The 17,583-nt window shown below is 43.9% G+C and carries 15 protein-coding genes; 13 read left to right on the top strand and 2 right to left on the bottom strand.

The window, feature by feature from the left end:
- The first annotated feature begins 240 nt into the window (after positions 1–240).
- From Q0Q74_RS10845 to Q0Q74_RS10815, 7 genes are all read left to right on the top strand, one after another.
- The gene (locus Q0Q74_RS10845; RefSeq protein ID WP_294430760.1) at positions 241–735 is read left to right on the top strand and encodes an S-ribosylhomocysteine lyase; all 495 of its coding nucleotides are present in this window, start codon (positions 241–243) and stop codon (positions 733–735) included.
- 43 nt (positions 736–778) lie between these two features.
- Positions 779–1,633, top strand: coding sequence for an ABC transporter ATP-binding protein (locus tag Q0Q74_RS10840; RefSeq protein ID WP_294430758.1), 855 nt, complete (start codon positions 779–781; stop codon positions 1,631–1,633).
- Positions 1,617–2,384 carry an ABC transporter ATP-binding protein gene (locus Q0Q74_RS10835; RefSeq protein WP_294430756.1) on the top strand — a complete coding sequence of 256 codons (768 nt, stop codon included), beginning with the start codon at positions 1,617–1,619 and terminating at the stop codon, positions 2,382–2,384. The genes Q0Q74_RS10840 and Q0Q74_RS10835 overlap by 17 nt, the downstream gene beginning before the upstream one ends.
- Positions 2,385–2,585: 201 nt before the next feature.
- Positions 2,586–4,463, top strand: a complete 1,878-nt coding sequence (locus Q0Q74_RS10830) for a carbohydrate-binding domain-containing protein (RefSeq protein WP_294430754.1) — start codon at positions 2,586–2,588, stop codon at positions 4,461–4,463.
- A 312-nt stretch (positions 4,464–4,775) separates the two neighbouring features.
- Positions 4,776–5,231: a hypothetical protein gene (locus Q0Q74_RS10825; protein ID WP_294430751.1), complete on the top strand. Its 456-nt coding sequence runs from the start codon at positions 4,776–4,778 to the stop codon at positions 5,229–5,231.
- 13 nt (positions 5,232–5,244) lie between these two features.
- Positions 5,245–5,928, top strand: coding sequence for a response regulator transcription factor (locus tag Q0Q74_RS10820; RefSeq protein ID WP_294430750.1), 684 nt, complete (start codon positions 5,245–5,247; stop codon positions 5,926–5,928).
- A 27-nt stretch (positions 5,929–5,955) separates the two neighbouring features.
- A complete protein-coding gene (locus Q0Q74_RS10815) occupies positions 5,956–7,341 on the top strand; it encodes a cell wall metabolism sensor histidine kinase WalK (RefSeq protein ID WP_294430747.1) in 1,386 nt (461 codons plus the stop codon).
- 37 nt (positions 7,342–7,378) lie between these two features.
- Here Q0Q74_RS10815 and Q0Q74_RS10810 read toward each other — a convergent pair whose 3' ends face one another.
- Positions 7,379–7,825, bottom strand: a complete 447-nt coding sequence (locus Q0Q74_RS10810; RefSeq protein WP_294430745.1) for an Hsp20/alpha crystallin family protein — start codon at positions 7,823–7,825, stop codon at positions 7,379–7,381.
- Between the two features lie 806 nt (positions 7,826–8,631).
- Positions 8,632–9,555, bottom strand: a complete 924-nt coding sequence (locus Q0Q74_RS10805) for an Rpn family recombination-promoting nuclease/putative transposase (RefSeq protein ID WP_294430744.1) — start codon at positions 9,553–9,555, stop codon at positions 8,632–8,634.
- Positions 9,556–10,053: 498 nt separating this feature from the next.
- Here Q0Q74_RS10805 and Q0Q74_RS10800 point away from each other — a divergent pair, with 498 nt between their 5' ends.
- The 6 genes from Q0Q74_RS10800 (at position 10,054) to Q0Q74_RS10775 (ending at position 17,559) form a co-directional block, all read left to right on the top strand.
- Complete coding sequence (locus Q0Q74_RS10800; protein ID WP_294430742.1) at positions 10,054–11,502, top strand: hypothetical protein; 1,449 nt, start codon at positions 10,054–10,056, stop codon at positions 11,500–11,502.
- A 60-nt stretch (positions 11,503–11,562) separates the two neighbouring features.
- Entirely contained in the window at positions 11,563–13,536 is a 1,974-nt protein-coding gene (tkt, locus tag Q0Q74_RS10795) for a transketolase (RefSeq protein ID WP_294430741.1), read from the top strand.
- 151 nt (positions 13,537–13,687) lie between these two features.
- A complete protein-coding gene (gene preA / locus Q0Q74_RS10790; RefSeq protein ID WP_294430739.1) occupies positions 13,688–15,199 on the top strand; it encodes an NAD-dependent dihydropyrimidine dehydrogenase subunit PreA in 1,512 nt (503 codons plus the stop codon).
- A gap of 78 nt (positions 15,200–15,277) precedes the next feature.
- A complete protein-coding gene (locus tag Q0Q74_RS10785) occupies positions 15,278–15,796 on the top strand; it encodes a GNAT family N-acetyltransferase (protein WP_294430738.1) in 519 nt (172 codons plus the stop codon).
- A 16-nt stretch (positions 15,797–15,812) separates the two neighbouring features.
- A complete protein-coding gene (prmC, locus tag Q0Q74_RS10780; RefSeq protein ID WP_294430736.1) occupies positions 15,813–16,763 on the top strand; it encodes a peptide chain release factor N(5)-glutamine methyltransferase in 951 nt (316 codons plus the stop codon).
- A 1-nt stretch (position 16,764) separates the two neighbouring features.
- Positions 16,765–17,559 carry a class I SAM-dependent methyltransferase gene (locus Q0Q74_RS10775; protein WP_294430735.1) on the top strand — a complete coding sequence of 265 codons (795 nt, stop codon included), beginning with the start codon at positions 16,765–16,767 and terminating at the stop codon, positions 17,557–17,559.
- Positions 17,560–17,583 lie beyond the last annotated feature (24 nt).

Below are 17,583 nucleotides of genomic sequence, written 5' to 3'. Positions count from 1 at the left end.
GTCTGCTGTTCAAAGAACTTTGTGACCGCCGCACTTGTTGTCAGCGGGTGAGGATGAATATATCACGACATACATTTTGTGTCAACAGAAATTTTATTTTTTTTCGAAATTTTTTCATTTTTTTTCGTTTTTTTTATTTTTCACGGATTTTCCCACTTTTATGCTTAAAAACCCCGCTATTGCCCTCAAATCCCCGCTGCTCTATAATTGAAGAAAAATCACAGGAGCGTTACAGGCACTATGGAAGTCATACAGAGTTTTACAATTGATCACACAAATTTAAAACCGGGCATTTATGTTTCACGCGTAGACAAGGGATTCACCACTTTCGATCTTAGAATCACAGAACCAAACAAAGAGCCTGCAGTCGCTCCTTCGGCAATACACAGCATCGAACACCTCATGGCGACCTGGTTCCGCAATTCTGAAGCAAAAGATGATGTTGTATATGTAGGACCAATGGGCTGTCTTACGGGCATGTATATCATTATGACAGGCTCATACACTGTCGAAGACATGAGGCGCCTTACAATCAGCTGTCTTGAATGGATTCTGACTCAAAATGAAGTTCCGGCCACAACCCCGGAAACATGCGGCAACTATCTTCTTCATGACCTGCCTATGTGCAAATGGGAATGCGAGCGCTATATGAATCGTCTTAAAAACGATTTCCACTGCGAATATACAAAACTTCAGGTAAAACTGTCTGACGGAAAAGTCTTCGCAGACGCATAAAAGCCCCGGAATCAACCAAAGCCTAATCAGTTCCCCAAAAGTCATGTTTTTTGAAATAAATCACCTGAGTGCAGAAATTTTCTCACACAATAAATCAACACCGGTTTTGAGCGATGTTTCAATCGGTGTTGATGAAGGTGAATTTGTTGCGCTGGTGGGTGAATCAGGTTCAGGAAAGACGATGACCGCCCTGAGCGTGCTTCATCTTCTGCCAGAAACAATTCGTATGACGGCTGGTGAAATTCGGCTCGGAGAAAAGCAGATTTCATCAATGAGTGAAAAAGAATTCCGGCATCTTTCAGGAAAGGAAATATCAATCATTTTTCAAGAACCGATGACAAGCCTGAATCCTCTTATAAAAACAGGAAAACAGATTGAAGAAGCGGGCTTAATTCACGGTCTTTCAAAAGAACAGGCTCACGAGCGGGCAGAAGAACTTGCCAGGCTCACAGGACTATTGGACACGAAGAGGATTTTAAATAGTTTTCCTCACGAACTTTCGGGCGGCATGAAGCAACGGATTATGATTGCAATGGCACTGATGAACAATCCGCGGCTTCTGATTGCAGATGAACCCACCACGGCACTCGATGTGCTTACAGAAGAAGAAATAATCGGAATTTTGCAGAATCTGCGTAAAATCAATAAAACGACCATTCTTCTGATTACGCATGATTTATCGGTCGTAAAAAAACTATGCTCGCGGGTCTACATAATGTACAAGGGCAAGATTGTTGAAGAAGGCCCGACAAAGACAGTTTTTGAAAATCCGCAGCATGATTATACAAAGGCGCTGATTGAAGCAATTCCGGACATTTCAAAGCGCGGACAAAAACTTGCGGTCTATGATGCATTCCTTGAAGAAAGGGGCGATTTAATTTATGGAAAAAATCCTTGAATGCACTGATTTGACAAAAAGGTTCTCATATAACAAAAAATCCTCGTTTGCGGCCGTTGACGGAGTTTCTCTTTCAATTTTTAAAGGCGAAACTTACGGACTTGTGGGCGAATCAGGTTCGGGAAAATCAACGCTTGCAAACATGATTGCCTCTCTCGAAAAAGCTGATTCCGGGCAGATTCTTTTCAAAGGCGAAGAAATTCCGCTTCATAACAGAGAGAAAATGCTCAACTTCAGAAAGGAAATGCAGATTATCTTTCAAGCTCCGTATGCGACGCTCAATCCAAGACATAAAATCGGATTTATAATCGAGGAAGGCTTGAAGATTCATAAAATCGGCTCGTCCCAAAAAGAAAGACTCGGTCTTGTAAATGAAATGCGCACTCTAATCGGTCTGCCCCCGGATTCGCTTGAAAAATTTCCGTCTGAACTGAGCGGAGGCCAAAGACAGCGGGTTGCGATTGCAAGTGCAATGATTTTGCGGCCGGAATTCGTAATCTGCGATGAATGCGTAAGCTCACTGGATGTCCTGATTCAGGCGCAAATTCTCAATCTCTTGAAGGGAATGCAAAAATCCTTAAATCTGACCTATCTTTTCATTTCTCACAATCTTAATGTCGTCGTCTACATGGCGGACAGAATTGGTGTAATGTATCACGGTAAAATCGTTGAAGAAAAACCCACCAACGAACTTCTGAAAAATCCAGAACACCAGTATACCAAAAAACTCCTGCAGGCAGTGAATTTTTAAACTCACATCCACTCTAAGAAAATTCTTTCGGACCAAAGTTCTCACTAAGAAGATGTTAAGAAGTCATTTAGAATCAGGGAAAAAAATTGAAAGCGGGTGGGAAACTAGTTAAAGTCTGAATCAGCTCTGGTATGGAGCGCGGATTAATCCAGACAAGTGTAACCAGCACTTCCCTAACTTCCTGAAAAACGAGGTGGTCTTATGAAAAACATCAAAAAAATCTTTACATTGCTTGCAGCGGCATTATTGCTCACCGCATGTGCTGTTGACGATGAATCAGAATTTGAAAGCACAGGCTCAGATACTTCTTCATCAACAAGTTCTTCGACAGAAAACAGCACGGGAACAGCGACAACCGGCGGAACTTCAACAAGCACGGATTCTTCTAGTGATTCAACAGGTTCTACTGATTCGAGTGATTCTTCGGCAGAAAGCACAAACACGGAAATTAATCCAGAAGATTTTGCATCAGTTCTTTACATTGATTTAACTGAAGGAAAAATCTCGGCAGACAATTCTACCTGGTCTGAAATCACGACTTCAAAACTTTCTTTCTCAAACGACACGATTTCAGTCAAATACACAAAGGATTCCGGCGTTTCAACAGGCCTTGTCAAAATCGATGCTACGGACTTTGCAGGTGAACTTGCCATAAGCATCACCGGTACGGCAACGACAGGCGGAGTCAAGATTCAGTCAAATGGAACGGATGCGGTTACCGTGAGTCTTAACGATGTTTCAATCAGCTCTTCAAATTATCCTTGTCTTGAAGTCACAAAAGGCTCTCCGGCAATCGTTTTTTTGAACGGAACAAACACTTTCGTTGACGGAAGAGCTTACGGCACAGGATATGGTGAAGAATACTCAACAGAAAGCGGCTCAACTTATAAAGAAGACGGCGTGACTTATGACTGCACGGTCGTAAAATCAGCAGTATCAGAAGGAAGTGATTCAAAAGGCACTCTCTACAGCAAGGGCGACCTCACGATTTCAGGAAGCGGCTCACTCTCGGTAACACAGGCATACAAAAGCTGCATCGCATCAAAATCAGTGCTCACGATTAACAGCGGAACTTACACCCTCGTTTCAACAGGAAAAAGCGGTCTGAACGGAGATTCAAGCGTCGTCGTAAATGGCGGAACAATCACATTCGATGGAACAGGAAGCATTTCTTCTTCAACTTTCAGAAAAGCGCACGCAATCAAAACCGATACCGATGACTCAACAAGCTGCGTTTACATCAACGGCGGCACAATCAATGTCACGACCTACAACGGAAAAGGCATCAATTCATCAAAAGTTTATATTGCTGGCGGAACGAACACATTCAATGTCACGGGCGTAACAAATTACACGACTGATTCAAACAACATAATTTCTTACTACGATGCTGACGGAGTTTACTATTCAAATCAGAGCGTGAACTTTTCTGCAGAAGGAATTGAAGGTGCAAGTATCGTTCAGATTTCAGGCGGAAAAACAGAAGTCACATCAACTGACGACGGAGTAAATGTAAGCGACTCATCAGGTGCGTTCTACATGAAAGACGGTTATCTTTATATCTATTCAACAAGAGGCGACGGAATTGACTCAAACGGCAATCTCTATATTCAGGGCGGAGTTGTGGTCTCATACGCGCCAACCGGCTCAGAAGATTCTTTCGATTCAGGAAATAAGATTTACATCACCGGCGGAATTATTGCAGGAACCAGCGGCTCACAGATGGCTTTGAACGAATACAACACAAGCGGTCAGAAAATGCTTTATTTCACAGGAAGTTCAAGCGGAATGGGCGGTCCAGGCGGCATGGGAAAACCGGGACAGACTTCTTCAAGCTCTGTCTCAAAGGTTGCAGTCCAGGTCAACAATTCGACGGTGTATGCGTTCACCCTTCCAAGTTCAAGTTTCGGGCTTTTTGTAATGAGCTGCCCTGATTTTACGAGTTCTTCATCATCGGGCTACAAGGTTTACACAAATCCGACGATTTCAAGTTCTGATTTCAAGGGCTTGTGCACAACGGCACAGACATTAAATGCGGTTTCAACAGGAAGCACGACAGCAACAGCGAGCATAAAATAGGAAGTTCTAAGAAAAGGCTTATGCTTTTCAGAACACTTTTTCGTACCGTATTTCTAGATATTGGGGTATAATTGATTTATGAAAATCGCCGGAAAGTTTGCTCTACTTTTAATCTTCTCAATCAGCTCTCTGGGTGCATTTGCAGATCCACATGGACGAGACAGGCATTCTGGGCCCGGCGACCGGGAACGCCCTTCTCCACCGGACCGCAATGAAAGGTCGGCGCTTTCAGGCAACAGGCCGAACGAACGGCCTTCCAACCCCCGCTCATTTTCAGCGCAACAGGAACCCGATTTCCGCCCCGCGCCCCCGATGGAAAGAAATACGGCTTTAGAACGCAATATTCCCGAATTTCCCCCTCAAGATGAACCATTTTCATCAAGTGAAAACGGGCGTTCGGATGAACATCAAAACGAAGGTTCAGGAGAACTTTCTTCAGAAATTCTTTATTACCGTGGAAGCAGAATCCTCTCCAAAAATGACGAATTTCTGCTTCAGGATGTCAAAACGGTACGGCTCAATCCGTACGAAATAAATCTTGAGCTGACTTTCAATCAGAGCATAAATCCGCTTACATTCAGCACGGATTCAATTCTTCTGAACGGCGAATCAATTTCCACAGAAACAAAATTCGCTTTCAACAAAAAGGGCGACACAATTCGAATCGCTGTTCCCGTCAGAAACGAAAATTTCAATCTCACAATCACAGCACTCAAATCTTATGACGGAACACCGCTGGAACCAGTCAGCGTAGAAATCAAAGACTAAAAAGGAGAAGTTCATGGCAGAAGAAAGCAAAAAAATCTTAATCGTTGAAGATGACAAGGGCATCTCAGATTTCGTTATTCCAGAGCTTGAACATGAAGGATTCAGAACGGTTCTGGCAGAAACAGGCAGACAGGCTCTCGAAAAATTTGATGAAGAAAACCCGGATTTGATTCTCCTCGATGTCATGCTCCCTGAACTGAACGGCCTTGAAGTTCTCCGAAGAATCCGTGCCAAATCAAATGTTCCAATCATTTTGGAGACGGCACGCGGCGAAACAATCGACAAAATCAACGGCCTGAATTCAGGCGCAGATGATTACATTCCGAAGCCGTTTGAAATTGAAGAACTGCTCGCAAGAATCAATGCACTCTTCCGCAGAATCAACTCAATGAAACCAGCCGAATCTTCTCTTTCTGTACGAAGCTTAAAGCTCAACACGGACAGAATGAGTTTTTCTATCAACGAAAATGAAATTCCGCTCTCAAAGACCGAATTCCTCATGCTCAAAAATTTCATCGAAAACATGAACAAAGTGCTTTCCCGCGCAGATATTATCGATGCAATCTGGGGCAAAGGGCATTTTATCGACGAAAACACGGTTGATGTCTATGTCGGCTACCTTCGTTCAAAAATCGCCGAGCATACAAAAGAAGAATTCATCAAAACGGTGCGCGGTGCAGGCTACATGCTTGTGTAAACGGTAAATCGGAGGCGACCCCCAAAAATGCCTGATTTTAAATTTCTCAAGTCTTTTTCGGCCCGTCTCGCCCTCGGTTTTATGTTTATCATGACTTCGGCAGTAGTACTTCTTTCGGTACTATTTCTTTTCTTTATACGCTCGCTGATTTATCAAAATCAGAGCCTTGAGCTAAAATCCGCGGAATCCGTAGTTTTCGGGCGTTTTAAAGAAAATTCCGCAAAAGCAGACTTCCGTGCGAACAAAGGAAGCACCCTCGGCGCAGTCGAAATTCCCTATTATCTTACCTACATCATTTATGAATCAGACTCAAAATTTCTTCTTTCAACGAACGACCCTTTTTTGCCGCCGCTTGAAGATACAAAAGGCAAGGCACGGCGTTTTTTCCAAAAAAATTACTTTTTTGACGGCGACCTCGACATCCTCTATTTTGCGAACACGCATATCCTGAACGACCAGAAAATAATCGTTGCAATCGCAATGAATATGGACAACAACACGAACGAAGAAATCTTCTCAAAGCTGCCTAGAGCACTCCTTTTTACGGCAATTCCGATTCTGTTTCTTTCATTCCTGATTTCATTCTTCATTACGAAAAACACGATTAAACCCGTTGCAAAAATAACAAAAGCGGCTCAGTCCGTCACAATCGAAAATCTTTCCGACCTGCTCCCGATTTCCGGCTACGACGATGAAATTGACGAGCTTTCCAAAACCTTCAATCAGCTCTTCCTACGCTTAAAGCGAGATTTTGAACGCGAACGCCAGTTTTCAAGTGATGTTTCGCACGAGCTGAACACGCCGCTCACCGTCATTTCCGGGCAGACAGGGCTTTTGCTCCGCTGGGGCAAAGAAAATCCCGAACAGCTCGAAAAATCCCTCAATGCAATTAAAAACGAAGCCAAAACGATGCAGGCAATTATCGCAAATCTTCTGCAAATCTCACGAATCGAAAGCGGCCGAATCAAGCCTCAGATTTCAGAAGTTTCCCTGGATTCACTTTTTTCATGGCTCACCGAAGAATTTGCCTCAGTTGCGCAAAATCTCACAATCGAAACAGAAAGTTCAAATCTTACGCTCAACACTGATTCAGAAATGCTTCATCAGGTTCTTACGATATTGATTTCGAACAGCCTAAAATATGCCGGTGAAAGCTGTACAATCCGAATCAGCGCAAAAAAACAAGACAATCGAATCACAATAGAAGAAAGTGATGACGGCCCCGGTTTTTCCGAAAAAGCACTCCCCCACATTTTTGAGCGTTTTTACCGTGCCGATGAATCGCATACACGAAAAATCGCCGGTTCAGGGCTGGGGCTTGCAATCGCCCAGACTTTATGCAACGCACTGGGAGCAAAAATTAAAGCCCGCAACATGATTCCTCACGGTGCAGGCTTTACGATTGAGTTTTAATCAAAACTTCGCTTATCGGGCGGTTGATTTACGCGGCTTACGCGATTGAAATCTGAATCTTGCGCGGTGCAACTTCGGCTTTACGCGGGATTCGTACAGTCAAAACACCGTTCTTGAATCCGGCAGTTACGCCGTCAGCATCGATGTCTTTCGGCAAAGTGAAGCTTCGGCGGAATGAAGTTCGGCGGCGCTCACGCAAGAGATACTGCGGTTTTTCAGCATCTTTTTCTTCATGTTTATCATGTTTTTCAGTCTTGTCTTCAATCTGTTTTGCTTCAGTTTTCTCAGCAGAGATAGTAAGTACACCTTCGTTAAGTTCAAGACTTACATCATTCTCTGTTCGGCCAGGCAAGTCCATATCAAGGGTGTAAGCATCCTTGCTCTCAGTGACATCCACATCAGGAACATTTGAGTTTGAGCAAAGTCCCTCATTGCCATAAAAATCGTTGTTGAGCCAGTCGTTAAAAAGTGAAAGTGCGTTCATAATGTTCTCCTTCCTGAGTTTGGTCAGGTATTATATGTGATTTAATTTTTGGGGAAATCTTTTTGATTATCCTCATCAGATTTTGCTCTGACACTAAAGATATAGCAAGAAGCGTGCCAAGAATCAAAATCACCTCCTGTAATTTTGATTCTAACGAGAAAATTCTGTTCACCTAAAGGCAAACAGAATTTTCTCTCCTGTCTTTTACGCCACATCCTTGTGGCGACTTTCACATTAAATTTTAAAAACGGAAAATTATTATGGGAGGTCCCGCTTCGCGGTCGGGCTTTTCGCCGTTCCGCGCTCCTGCGCTCCATTCCTACGCTCTGGTGGTTTCGACTCCGCTCAACCACCACCGCTTCGGAACAGCTAACGCTGCGGCTACAATCCCTACCTCATGTCAGAAAATCCCCCATTGTGTCAAAAAGTCGCTTAAAACTGTGTCAAATTTACTCATTTGATTCAAAATGAATCAGGAAAATGTGTAAAATCTTCTGATTTTCTTAAAGGAGTTGCTTATGAAACAACTATTCAAATAGGGGGGGGTAATTGTAAGCTCCTGGATGGGTGCAAATGCCGGCTGACCTCAACATTATTATTGTTATGGAGGCTCTGGCTTATTTGGTGTAACATCCATAGAATTTACAATAGAGTAGCAGGCGGTCTGACCTACAGCGACGCCATCACCGGGAGCGGCGCTGTTACACAGCCGAGTGCATCCAAATGAAAACGCCGCATGGCCTGTTGAAGTGCATTTTACTTCTGGCCATGCGGCGTTTTTTATGAGGAGGCGCTACAATTTTTCGCTAAGCAAGCACATTCTCGCGCTCAATCTCTTCTTTGAGAGCAAGCACCTGTTCCAAAGGAAGCGAGCAGCATCGGGCAATTTTTTCAGGTGGCAAATCCGTTTCCAAAAGAAGGTTCTTCGCATTGGCGATTTTGTTGGCTTCTTCGCCATCTTCGTAGGCAATTTGTTTCTGCACCTGTATGAACTTCTCTTGGTCCCATTCGCCGAAAATCATGGACTGTTCCTCCCTGCTCAGATTATTGAAATACTCGGTGAGAAGATTTCCGTGTTTGCACTTGTCGAGCGCGTACTTCGGGGGATTCTTCTCTCCGTTTTGCTTTCCTATTCTAGCATACTCCGTAAAATTTGAATATGCAAGAAGAGGCTCGCATTTCTGGAGAATCGGGTGATTCGCGTTCTTGTTGATGTTGTAGATTTTCACTGTCAGGTCGAGCGATAGCGATTCGGGCAAATCCTTCAAGTTTGTCGCTTGCTTGATTTCCTTGAACGCGTCGGAAAGCCGCATGATTTTTTCCTGCGGGAAAGCATCGTCTCCGTTGTAGAAGACGTAACATTCCGGACGGGGAAGCTTGATTTCTTTTGTGTTGTATTTGTCGTTGTCGGTGTAGAATCGGTTGTAGTGTGCTACGAGATACTCAAGGCAGCGGAACGGCATGTTGTTGTTGATTGTACTCTGATGCTCTGCCAATACTACTATGCTGTCGTTGATTTCCATCGATACATCATTCTCGATGTTGTTGTAGACTACATTTTCCAGCATGACCGGCTTGATTTCAACTTCGCCGATTTTGAAGTTCGTGTCGTGAATCGCGTTGTAGAGCGAAAGAAAATGCTCCTTTGCGTTTACATTGCGTCCGAACATGTTCACGAATAGAGAGCTTTTGTAATCGCGTTTTGGGGGTGAGTTTTCGATTTCTGTCATAAATGACTCCTTTGGGGATAAGTAAGTTTTGAAGAAAAACAAGTATGGGGATGAATGATAAGTTAAGTGGTTTCGACTAGCTCAACCACCACTTTTTTTACTTATTGAGCAGCACCTCTTTCTTTTTCTTCTATCTATTTATTTGAAAAAAAAGTCATGTTTCGGCAATCTCTGACGAAAAAAATGAAAAAAAATGTCGATTTATCTTGTTTATCCTGTTGAATTAAACAGTGAATCCTGCAAATCCGATGCGTGAGGGTATGTAGCACCTGCGAAGCAGTTCTGTAGTGACCGTAAGGGAACGGAAGAATGAAGCGAATAGCGGAAGTGCGGAACACCCGGCGTTGCGAGTTTTCTTGGTTTTGCGAAGCAAAATGCGAACCCAATGGTGAGCAAAAGAAAACTCGTTAAGTGAGCGAAGCGAACGACGCACGCCCATAAACATTCAAAATCCCCTTTCCTTTTGCTTTTTCTGGCTTTTTTTAGTATCTTTATAGTGTGAGTGTTTCAATTGAAAACTTTTTGACTAATTTTCTCAGGACTTACCCGATGCCTTTTTCGGCAAAGGAACTGTTCGCCATGCTCTGTGGTCTTGGTCACAAAATCACTTTGAACGAGCTGATTGATTTTCTTGACAATGACGGACGGGCTTTCGCTTTGCAAAAAAGAATGTATATCACACGGGCAGCGGCGTTCACAAATCAGGTGTTCAGTTTTGTGCCTACCCAGCGTGAAATTGAACAGCGGGTTTTTGTTCCAGGCGACAGATGTATGCCTTTCGTTGATTTTGATGTCCTGTCTTTTTCTCTTACTTTCGAATTTTTGGGTCAGGAACTTCCCAAAAAACTTTTCGCCACCGACTGCAACATGGCGCGGGATCTTTTCTGTCTTTATGGCGATGAATTTTCTGCTCAGTACATAAGCTCTGATCCGGCCTGCAAGGATTTGCATATTGCGGAAAACGGCTTTGAGCTTCCTTTAAAAATGAATTTAACCGGCATTTCTCTTGATCCGATTTTTGAAAAAGTTGATTTCAAATATGGTGACAGGATTTTGTGCCGCGTCTATGACTGGGACAAGGGTATTGTCGAAATCATTCCGATTCTTACGCACAAAATGAATCCGATGCAAATCAGCGTGGAAGACATAGAACGGCAAAAATGGTATGAAACTCTCGAAAAGGCGCTCCTTGAGAGTTTTGACCGCATGGGGCCATGTTCGGGTATCGAAGAGCAGCTTGCGAATGTCTTCTATGAGCACCGTAAAGAGCTATGCGTTCCCGACTGCGGCTCAATCCACGAATTTCTCGACATATCCAAAAAAGTCTCGCTTGAAATCTTCGGCGTAGAAACCCGGCTCTGGTTCAAAGGCAAGGATGTTCCAGCTGTCGGCAAATGGAATCAGGATTTATATGAAGATGATGAACGGGCTTTTCCTATCTTCATGCTTCCAGACTTCGTGATTGACTGTTACCTCAAAGATTTGATGTACGAAAAGAAAACTGATATCAGTGAGGTAATTGAAAAAATCATTCCAAAGCAGCTTTCCATCTCAAAAAAAGAGAAGGAAATGCTTACATTGCAAATTATCAATAGAAATGATATACTCCGTAAAAATTACAATTGGTTTGCAGATTTTGCAAATGGTTCCATTCGGCACCGTGCGTTAAAGCTTTTTACGGAAGTCGGTTCTTTAGTTTGCGAGCTTGACTGCGACAACAAAGAACTCGATCAGCTTCCACAGCAGGAACTTGTCACGCTTTCACAGCTTTACACTCACATTTCAAGGATTCTAGAGATTCTCTCCGGAGATTCTGAGTGCGAAGAAGAAGAAGCCTGCGCAATGGAGCTTTCGCTTGAAGGAATGGAACTCAATTTTGAGGATATAAAACCGCTTCTGGTCTCCGCTTTGGACAAAGTGAAGAAAAACCGGTTCAATGTCATATAAAGATATCTCTAAAAGATTTTTAGGGATTCTACTGATTTTTTTAAGAGGTTAGGTGTTATTATGAACTCAAAAGGAATTGCTGCTGTTGCGAAGTCTATCCGCAGCCTGTCTATGGATGCCATTCAAAAAGCAAATTCTGGTCATCCAGGTCTTCCGTTGGGAGCTGCCGAAGCTGCAGCTGTTCTTTATGGCGAGGTCTTAAAGCACAACCCTGCCAATTCAAAATGGGTAGACCGCGACCGATTCGTTCTTTCTGCCGGACACGGCTCAATGCTTCTTTATTCAGCACTTCATCTTGCCGGTTACAAAGTTTCAATGGACGATATCAAGTCATTCCGTCAGGTTGGCTCAAAATGTCCTGGACACCCGGAATTTGGTGACACAGACGGCGTTGAATGTACTGCAGGTCCGCTCGGACAGGGTGTTTCAATGGCAGTCGGTATGGCAATCGCTGAGTCAATGCTTGCCGCACGCTTCAATACTGCAAATCACAAAATCGTAGGCCACTACACATATTCTTTGGTCGGTGAAGGCTGTCTCCAGGAAGGTGTTGCTTCAGAAGCATCTTCTCTCGCAGGTAACCTCAAGCTCGGTAAACTCATCGTCCTTTATGATCAGAATAAAATTTCTATCGACGGATGCACAGATATCACTTTCACTGATGACATCGCAAAACGCTACGAAGCATACGGCTGGCAGGTTCTCAAAGGTGACATGTATGATGTAGAGGGCATGGTTAAACTCATCAATGAAGCAAAAGCATGTTCTGACAAACCATCTTTGATTATGCTCAAATCTGTAATCGGTAAGGGCGCTCCAAAAGAAAACACCGCTGATGTTCACGGTGCTCCACTCGGTGCAGAAGGCGTTGTTGCTGCCAAAAAAGCACTCGGTCTTCCAGAAGACAAAGATTTCTATGTTGAACCAGAAGCCTACGAATTCTTCAGAGAAAAGGCAAAAGATTTTGCAAAAGCGGAAGCTGACTGGAACGCAGAATTCGAAGCATGGGCAAAAGAAAATCCTGAGCTTAAAAAACAGTGGGATGCATTCCACTCAGATGCTGCCACAGCTGAAGTTGCTGATGTTGAATACAAAGTCGGCGATTCATGCGCAACTCGTGATGCTTCAGGCAAAGGCTTGAACATGATTGCTGCACGCTACGGAAACTTGGTCGGTGGTTCCGCTGACTTGATGGGTCCGAACAAAACAGCATTCAAGGCTTACGACGAAGGCACTTATTCTGCTGCAAACCGCAAAGGTCGCACAATCGAGTACGGTATCCGCGAATTCGCAATGAGCGCAGTTTGTGCAGGTATTTCTCTGCATGGCGGATTGCGTCCGTTCTGCGCAACATTCCTTGTATTCGCTGATTACTTGCGACCAAGCTTGCGAGTTGTTTCTTTGATGAAACAGCCTGTAATCTATGTATTCACACACGATTCAATCTATGTCGGTGAAGACGGCCCAACACACCAGCCAATCGAAACAATGGCTTCACTGCGCGCAATTCCTGGTGTTCAGGCAATCCGTCCAGGCGACCCAGAAGAGTCAATCGAAGCATGGAAGATTGCATACGCTTCAAAAGATCATCCGGTATGTATGGCATTTACTCGTCAGGCATTGCCAGTTTACGAAAAAGCTGACAAAAACTGGAAGACCAACATGGCAGAAAAAGGTGCTTATGTTGTTCAGGAAGGAAGCGCAAGTCCGGATATTACAATCCTTGCAAGCGGTTCAGAAGTCAGCATGGCTTTGGACGCAGCAAAGCTCGTTTCTGGCAAAACAATCCGCGTAGTTTCTGTTCCAGATTTGAAGAAATTCTCTGACCTTTCACAGGCAGAAAAAGATTCAATCATCGGAAAGGCAAAACGAATCGTTTGTACAGAAGCTGGAATCCGCACTGAATGGCTCCAGTTCACAAGCAAAGAAAACTGCTTCTGCATTGACCGCTTCGGCGAATCAGGACCTGCAAAGAAGGTCGCAGAAGACATGGGCTTCACTGCTCAGGAACTTGCCAAACTTTTGAATAAATAAATAAAACAGGGGGTGCACTTCAAAGCATCCCCTGTTCTATTTTAAAGCAAAACTTATCAATCAGCACTTTCATTATTCACTGAAAATCAATTTTGCAAATTAAAAAAAAGGGTGTAAACTTATTGCAGAAGATTTTCAGGAGGTTGAACTTATGATGCTGAAGAACCATATCGGTCGAAAAGACATTATTTCGTGCGTTTTATGCAAAGATGCCCCATGCAGCAATGCCTGTCCAAAACTTGATCCCGCCAAGGCCATCCGAAGCGTATGGTTTGATAATCAGGACATAGCAGCCATCAAACTTCCAAAAGAAAGTCCTTGCGCCAGCTGTGATGCACCATGCGAAAAAGCCTGCATTAAATCCGGCAAAGTTCCTGTCAAATCCGTAATTTCGCGCTTAATCGAAGAAGTGTGTCCAGAAACTGAAATCGACATTCCAGAAGACGAAAAACGCCTTGCCTGCGATATATGCGGAATCCCGCTTGAAAATCCCTTCCTTCTTTCATCTTCGGTCGTTGCGTCTACTTATGACATGTGTGCGCGTGCCTTTGAAGCAGGCTGGGCAGGAATCAGCTTTAAGACAATATGTTCCTTCGACATTCACGAGGCTTCCCCACGATATTCGGCCATTAAAGGTGACAACGGAAGCCTGATTGGTTTCAAAAATATCGAGCAACTTTCTGACCATAGCGTTGCCGAAAACATGGAAATTTTCCGGCGCTTAAAAGAAAAATATCCCACAAAATTCATATTGGCCTCAATCATGGGGCAGGACGAAGAAGAATGGGAATCGCTTGCGAAACTCTGTGAAGAAAACGGAGCAAATGCAATCGAACTCAATTTTTCATGCCCGAACATGCAAAAAGACGGTCTCGGCTCTGATATCGGGCAAATTCCTGAGCTGGTCGAAAAATACACGCGTGCCGCAAAACGAGGCACTACGATTCCAGTGCTTGCAAAACTCACACCAAATGTCGCGAAAATGAGTCCAGCGGCAGAAGCAGCATTAAGAGGCGGCGCAGACGGAATTGCGGCAATCAACACGATTAAAAGTGTCATCGGTGTCAGTCCATACACATATGTCTCTTCCCCGGCGGTAAAAGGCAAATCGGCTATCGGCGGATACAGCGGAAGTGCCGTAAAACCAATTGCCCTCAGATTTATCTCGGAAGTCGCTCAGAATCCTAAGCTCAAAAATCTTCATATAAGCGGAATGGGCGGTGTCGAAACCTGGCGAGATGCACTCGAATTCATATTGATGGGTTCGGGTTCGATTCAAGTCACAACGGCTGTCATGCAGTACGGATATCGGATTGTCGAAGACCTCAAGGCCGGATTGAATTATTATCTGGCTCAAATGGGAATCGCGTCCGTCAAAGACTTAATCGGCGCCGGATTAGACAGTGTAAGCGATACGACAGATGTTCTTGAAAGAGACACAATCCTTTTCCCGTCATTCAATCTCGAAAAATGTATTGGATGCGGAAGATGTGTAATTTCCTGCAACGACGGCGGTCACCAGGCAATCAAATTTGAAAACCGCGTTCCAAAACTGGACGGAAGCAAATGTGTTGGCTGCCACCTGTGCAGACTAGTCTGTCCAGAGGAAGCGATAAACACCTCAAACAAGAGAATTCACAGGCCGGCACCAACAAAAAGCTGAAACTGCCACACTAAAAATCACAACTGTGGTATAATGCGCACATGAAAATCATCTCGAATGTGCAGGAAGAAGCTGGAAATGTGTCGTTATGAAATCCGGGAAGTCAGTTCTGCTGATGCAGAGCGGCTTCTTGAAATCTACTCATATTATGTTCTCAATACGGCAATTTCTTTTGAATATGATGTTCCGAGCCTCGAAGAATTCACCGGCCGAATTGAACGCATAAAAAAGAATTTTCCATATCTTTGTATTCTCGAAGACGGTAAAATCGTCGGATATGCGTACGCAAGTGCCTTTCATGAGCGGGCAGCATACAAGCATTGCGCGGAACTGAGCATCTATCTTGACAAAAACTCGCATGGGAACGGCTACGGCAGAGCTTTGTATGAAGAACTCGAAAATCGGCTCAAGAAAATCGGGATTTTAAACGCCTACGCCTGCATTGCTTCAACAAAAAAAGAAGACGAATATCTCACAAATAACAGCGAGCACTTTCATTCTCATCTGGGCTTCCGAAAATGCGGGGAATTCACCAGATGCGGCCTTAAATTCGACCGATGGTATGACATGATTTGGATGGAAAAATTCCTCGGTTAAAGGATTTTGTAAAAATATGACGATTCAACAGGCAAAATCTTACGGAAAATCAAATCTTCCCTCTTCTCCGACACCGGCTCTTGATACCGAAGTGATTTTACAGCACATTACGGGCTTCGATAAAACGCATCTTCTTTTAAATCGCGATTTTGAGCTTTCCAGCGAGCAGGAATCTTTATTCACAAAGGCAATCGACAGGAGAAAAACAGGGTTCCCGATTGCGTACATAACTGGTCACAAAGAGTTTTTCGGGCTGGATTTTTATGTAACGCCGGATGTCCTGATTCCCAAGCCGGACACGGAACTTCTTGTGGAACTTGCAATTGACGCACTCGATGACAAATTTCGTTCAAATCCCGGCACAATTCCTACGGTATGCGATATGTGCACGGGCAGCGGTTGTGTTGCACTTTCGATTGCAAATAAAATCAGCACGGATTCAAAAAATGAATACCGATTAAGTTTGACTTGCGCAGATATAAGTGAAAAAGCTCTTTCAGTGGCGAAAAAAAACGCAGAGAGACTGTTTGGAAAAGAAAATGCGCCGCACGAGCGAGCCGAAAATTCTTGTCATGGCACTGATGCCGCAAATTTTCACTTTATTCAGTCCAATTTATTCGAAAACATTCCTCACAGTTTTGATTTAATCGTCACTAATCCGCCTTATGTTCCGCATCAAGAATCGCTCGAACTTTTAAAAGACGGAAGAAGCGAGCCTCTTCTGGCACTTGACGGGGATGTTACTGAATCTGGTGATTTTTCGAACACAAATGACGGTCTTGCCCTAATCCGAAGGCTTGTTCCGCAATGTTATGAGCACTTGAACCGAAACGGCGTACTGATTATGGAAACCGGCGAATACAACGCAGAAGAAACCGCCGTTCTTTTCAAAAATGCAGGTTTCCGCAATGTAAAAATCGAATACGACATGAACGAGATGATGCGGGATGTCGTGGGAGTAAAATAACATGACACCTTTAGAAAAATACTACAATAAATTCAAGGAAGATCACCGGCTCACCACACGCCACGGAATTGTTGAATTTACCGTCTCGATGAAGCACATTCATGACTGCATTGAGTTAATCCGGCAAGGCCAAAATGACAATTCTTCTATAAAGATTCTTGATGTCGGGGCAGGAACAGGGCGATACTCAGTGGCGCTTTCGCGTGAAGGCTTTGATGTTACCGCAGTTGAACTGGTCGCACATAATCTGGAAATTCTTCGTGGCAAGCATGAAAATGTAAAATCATGGCAGGGAGATGCCCGCGACCTTCATTTTCTGCCAGCAGAATCCTTTGATGTCACGCTGCTTTTTGGGCCGATGTATCACCTTCACTCTGATGAAGACCGACTTGCCGCCCTCAATGAAGCAAAACGAGTCACAAAAAAGAATGGCTTTATCCTTGTGGCATATCTGATGAATGAATACGCGGTTTTAAGCTATTGTTTCCGCGAAGGTAAAATCAAGGAAGTGCTTCAAAAAGGAACTTTGACAAAAGATTTTCATACAATCACCAACATAAATGACGATTTGTACTGCTACACAAGACTTGAAGACATGAACATGCTGAACGAAAAGGCAGGGCTCAATCGAATCAAAATTTTTGCCCCGGACGGTGCAGCCGATTATATGAGGCGGGAACTGAACGCCCTTGATGAAGAAAGTTTCCAACATTTCATCGAATATCAGCTGGCTGTATGTGAACGCGCAGATTTGCTTGGAGCAAGCTCCCACACAGTCGATGTACTAAAAAAATAGAGGGAGGCAGAATCAGCATGGATT

Source organism: uncultured Treponema sp. (assembly GCF_946187725.1).
GTDB lineage: Bacteria > Spirochaetota > Spirochaetia > Treponematales > Treponemataceae > Treponema_D.
The sequence above is the reverse complement of the archived record's forward strand: the minus strand, read 5'-3'. Positions and strand labels throughout refer to the sequence as shown.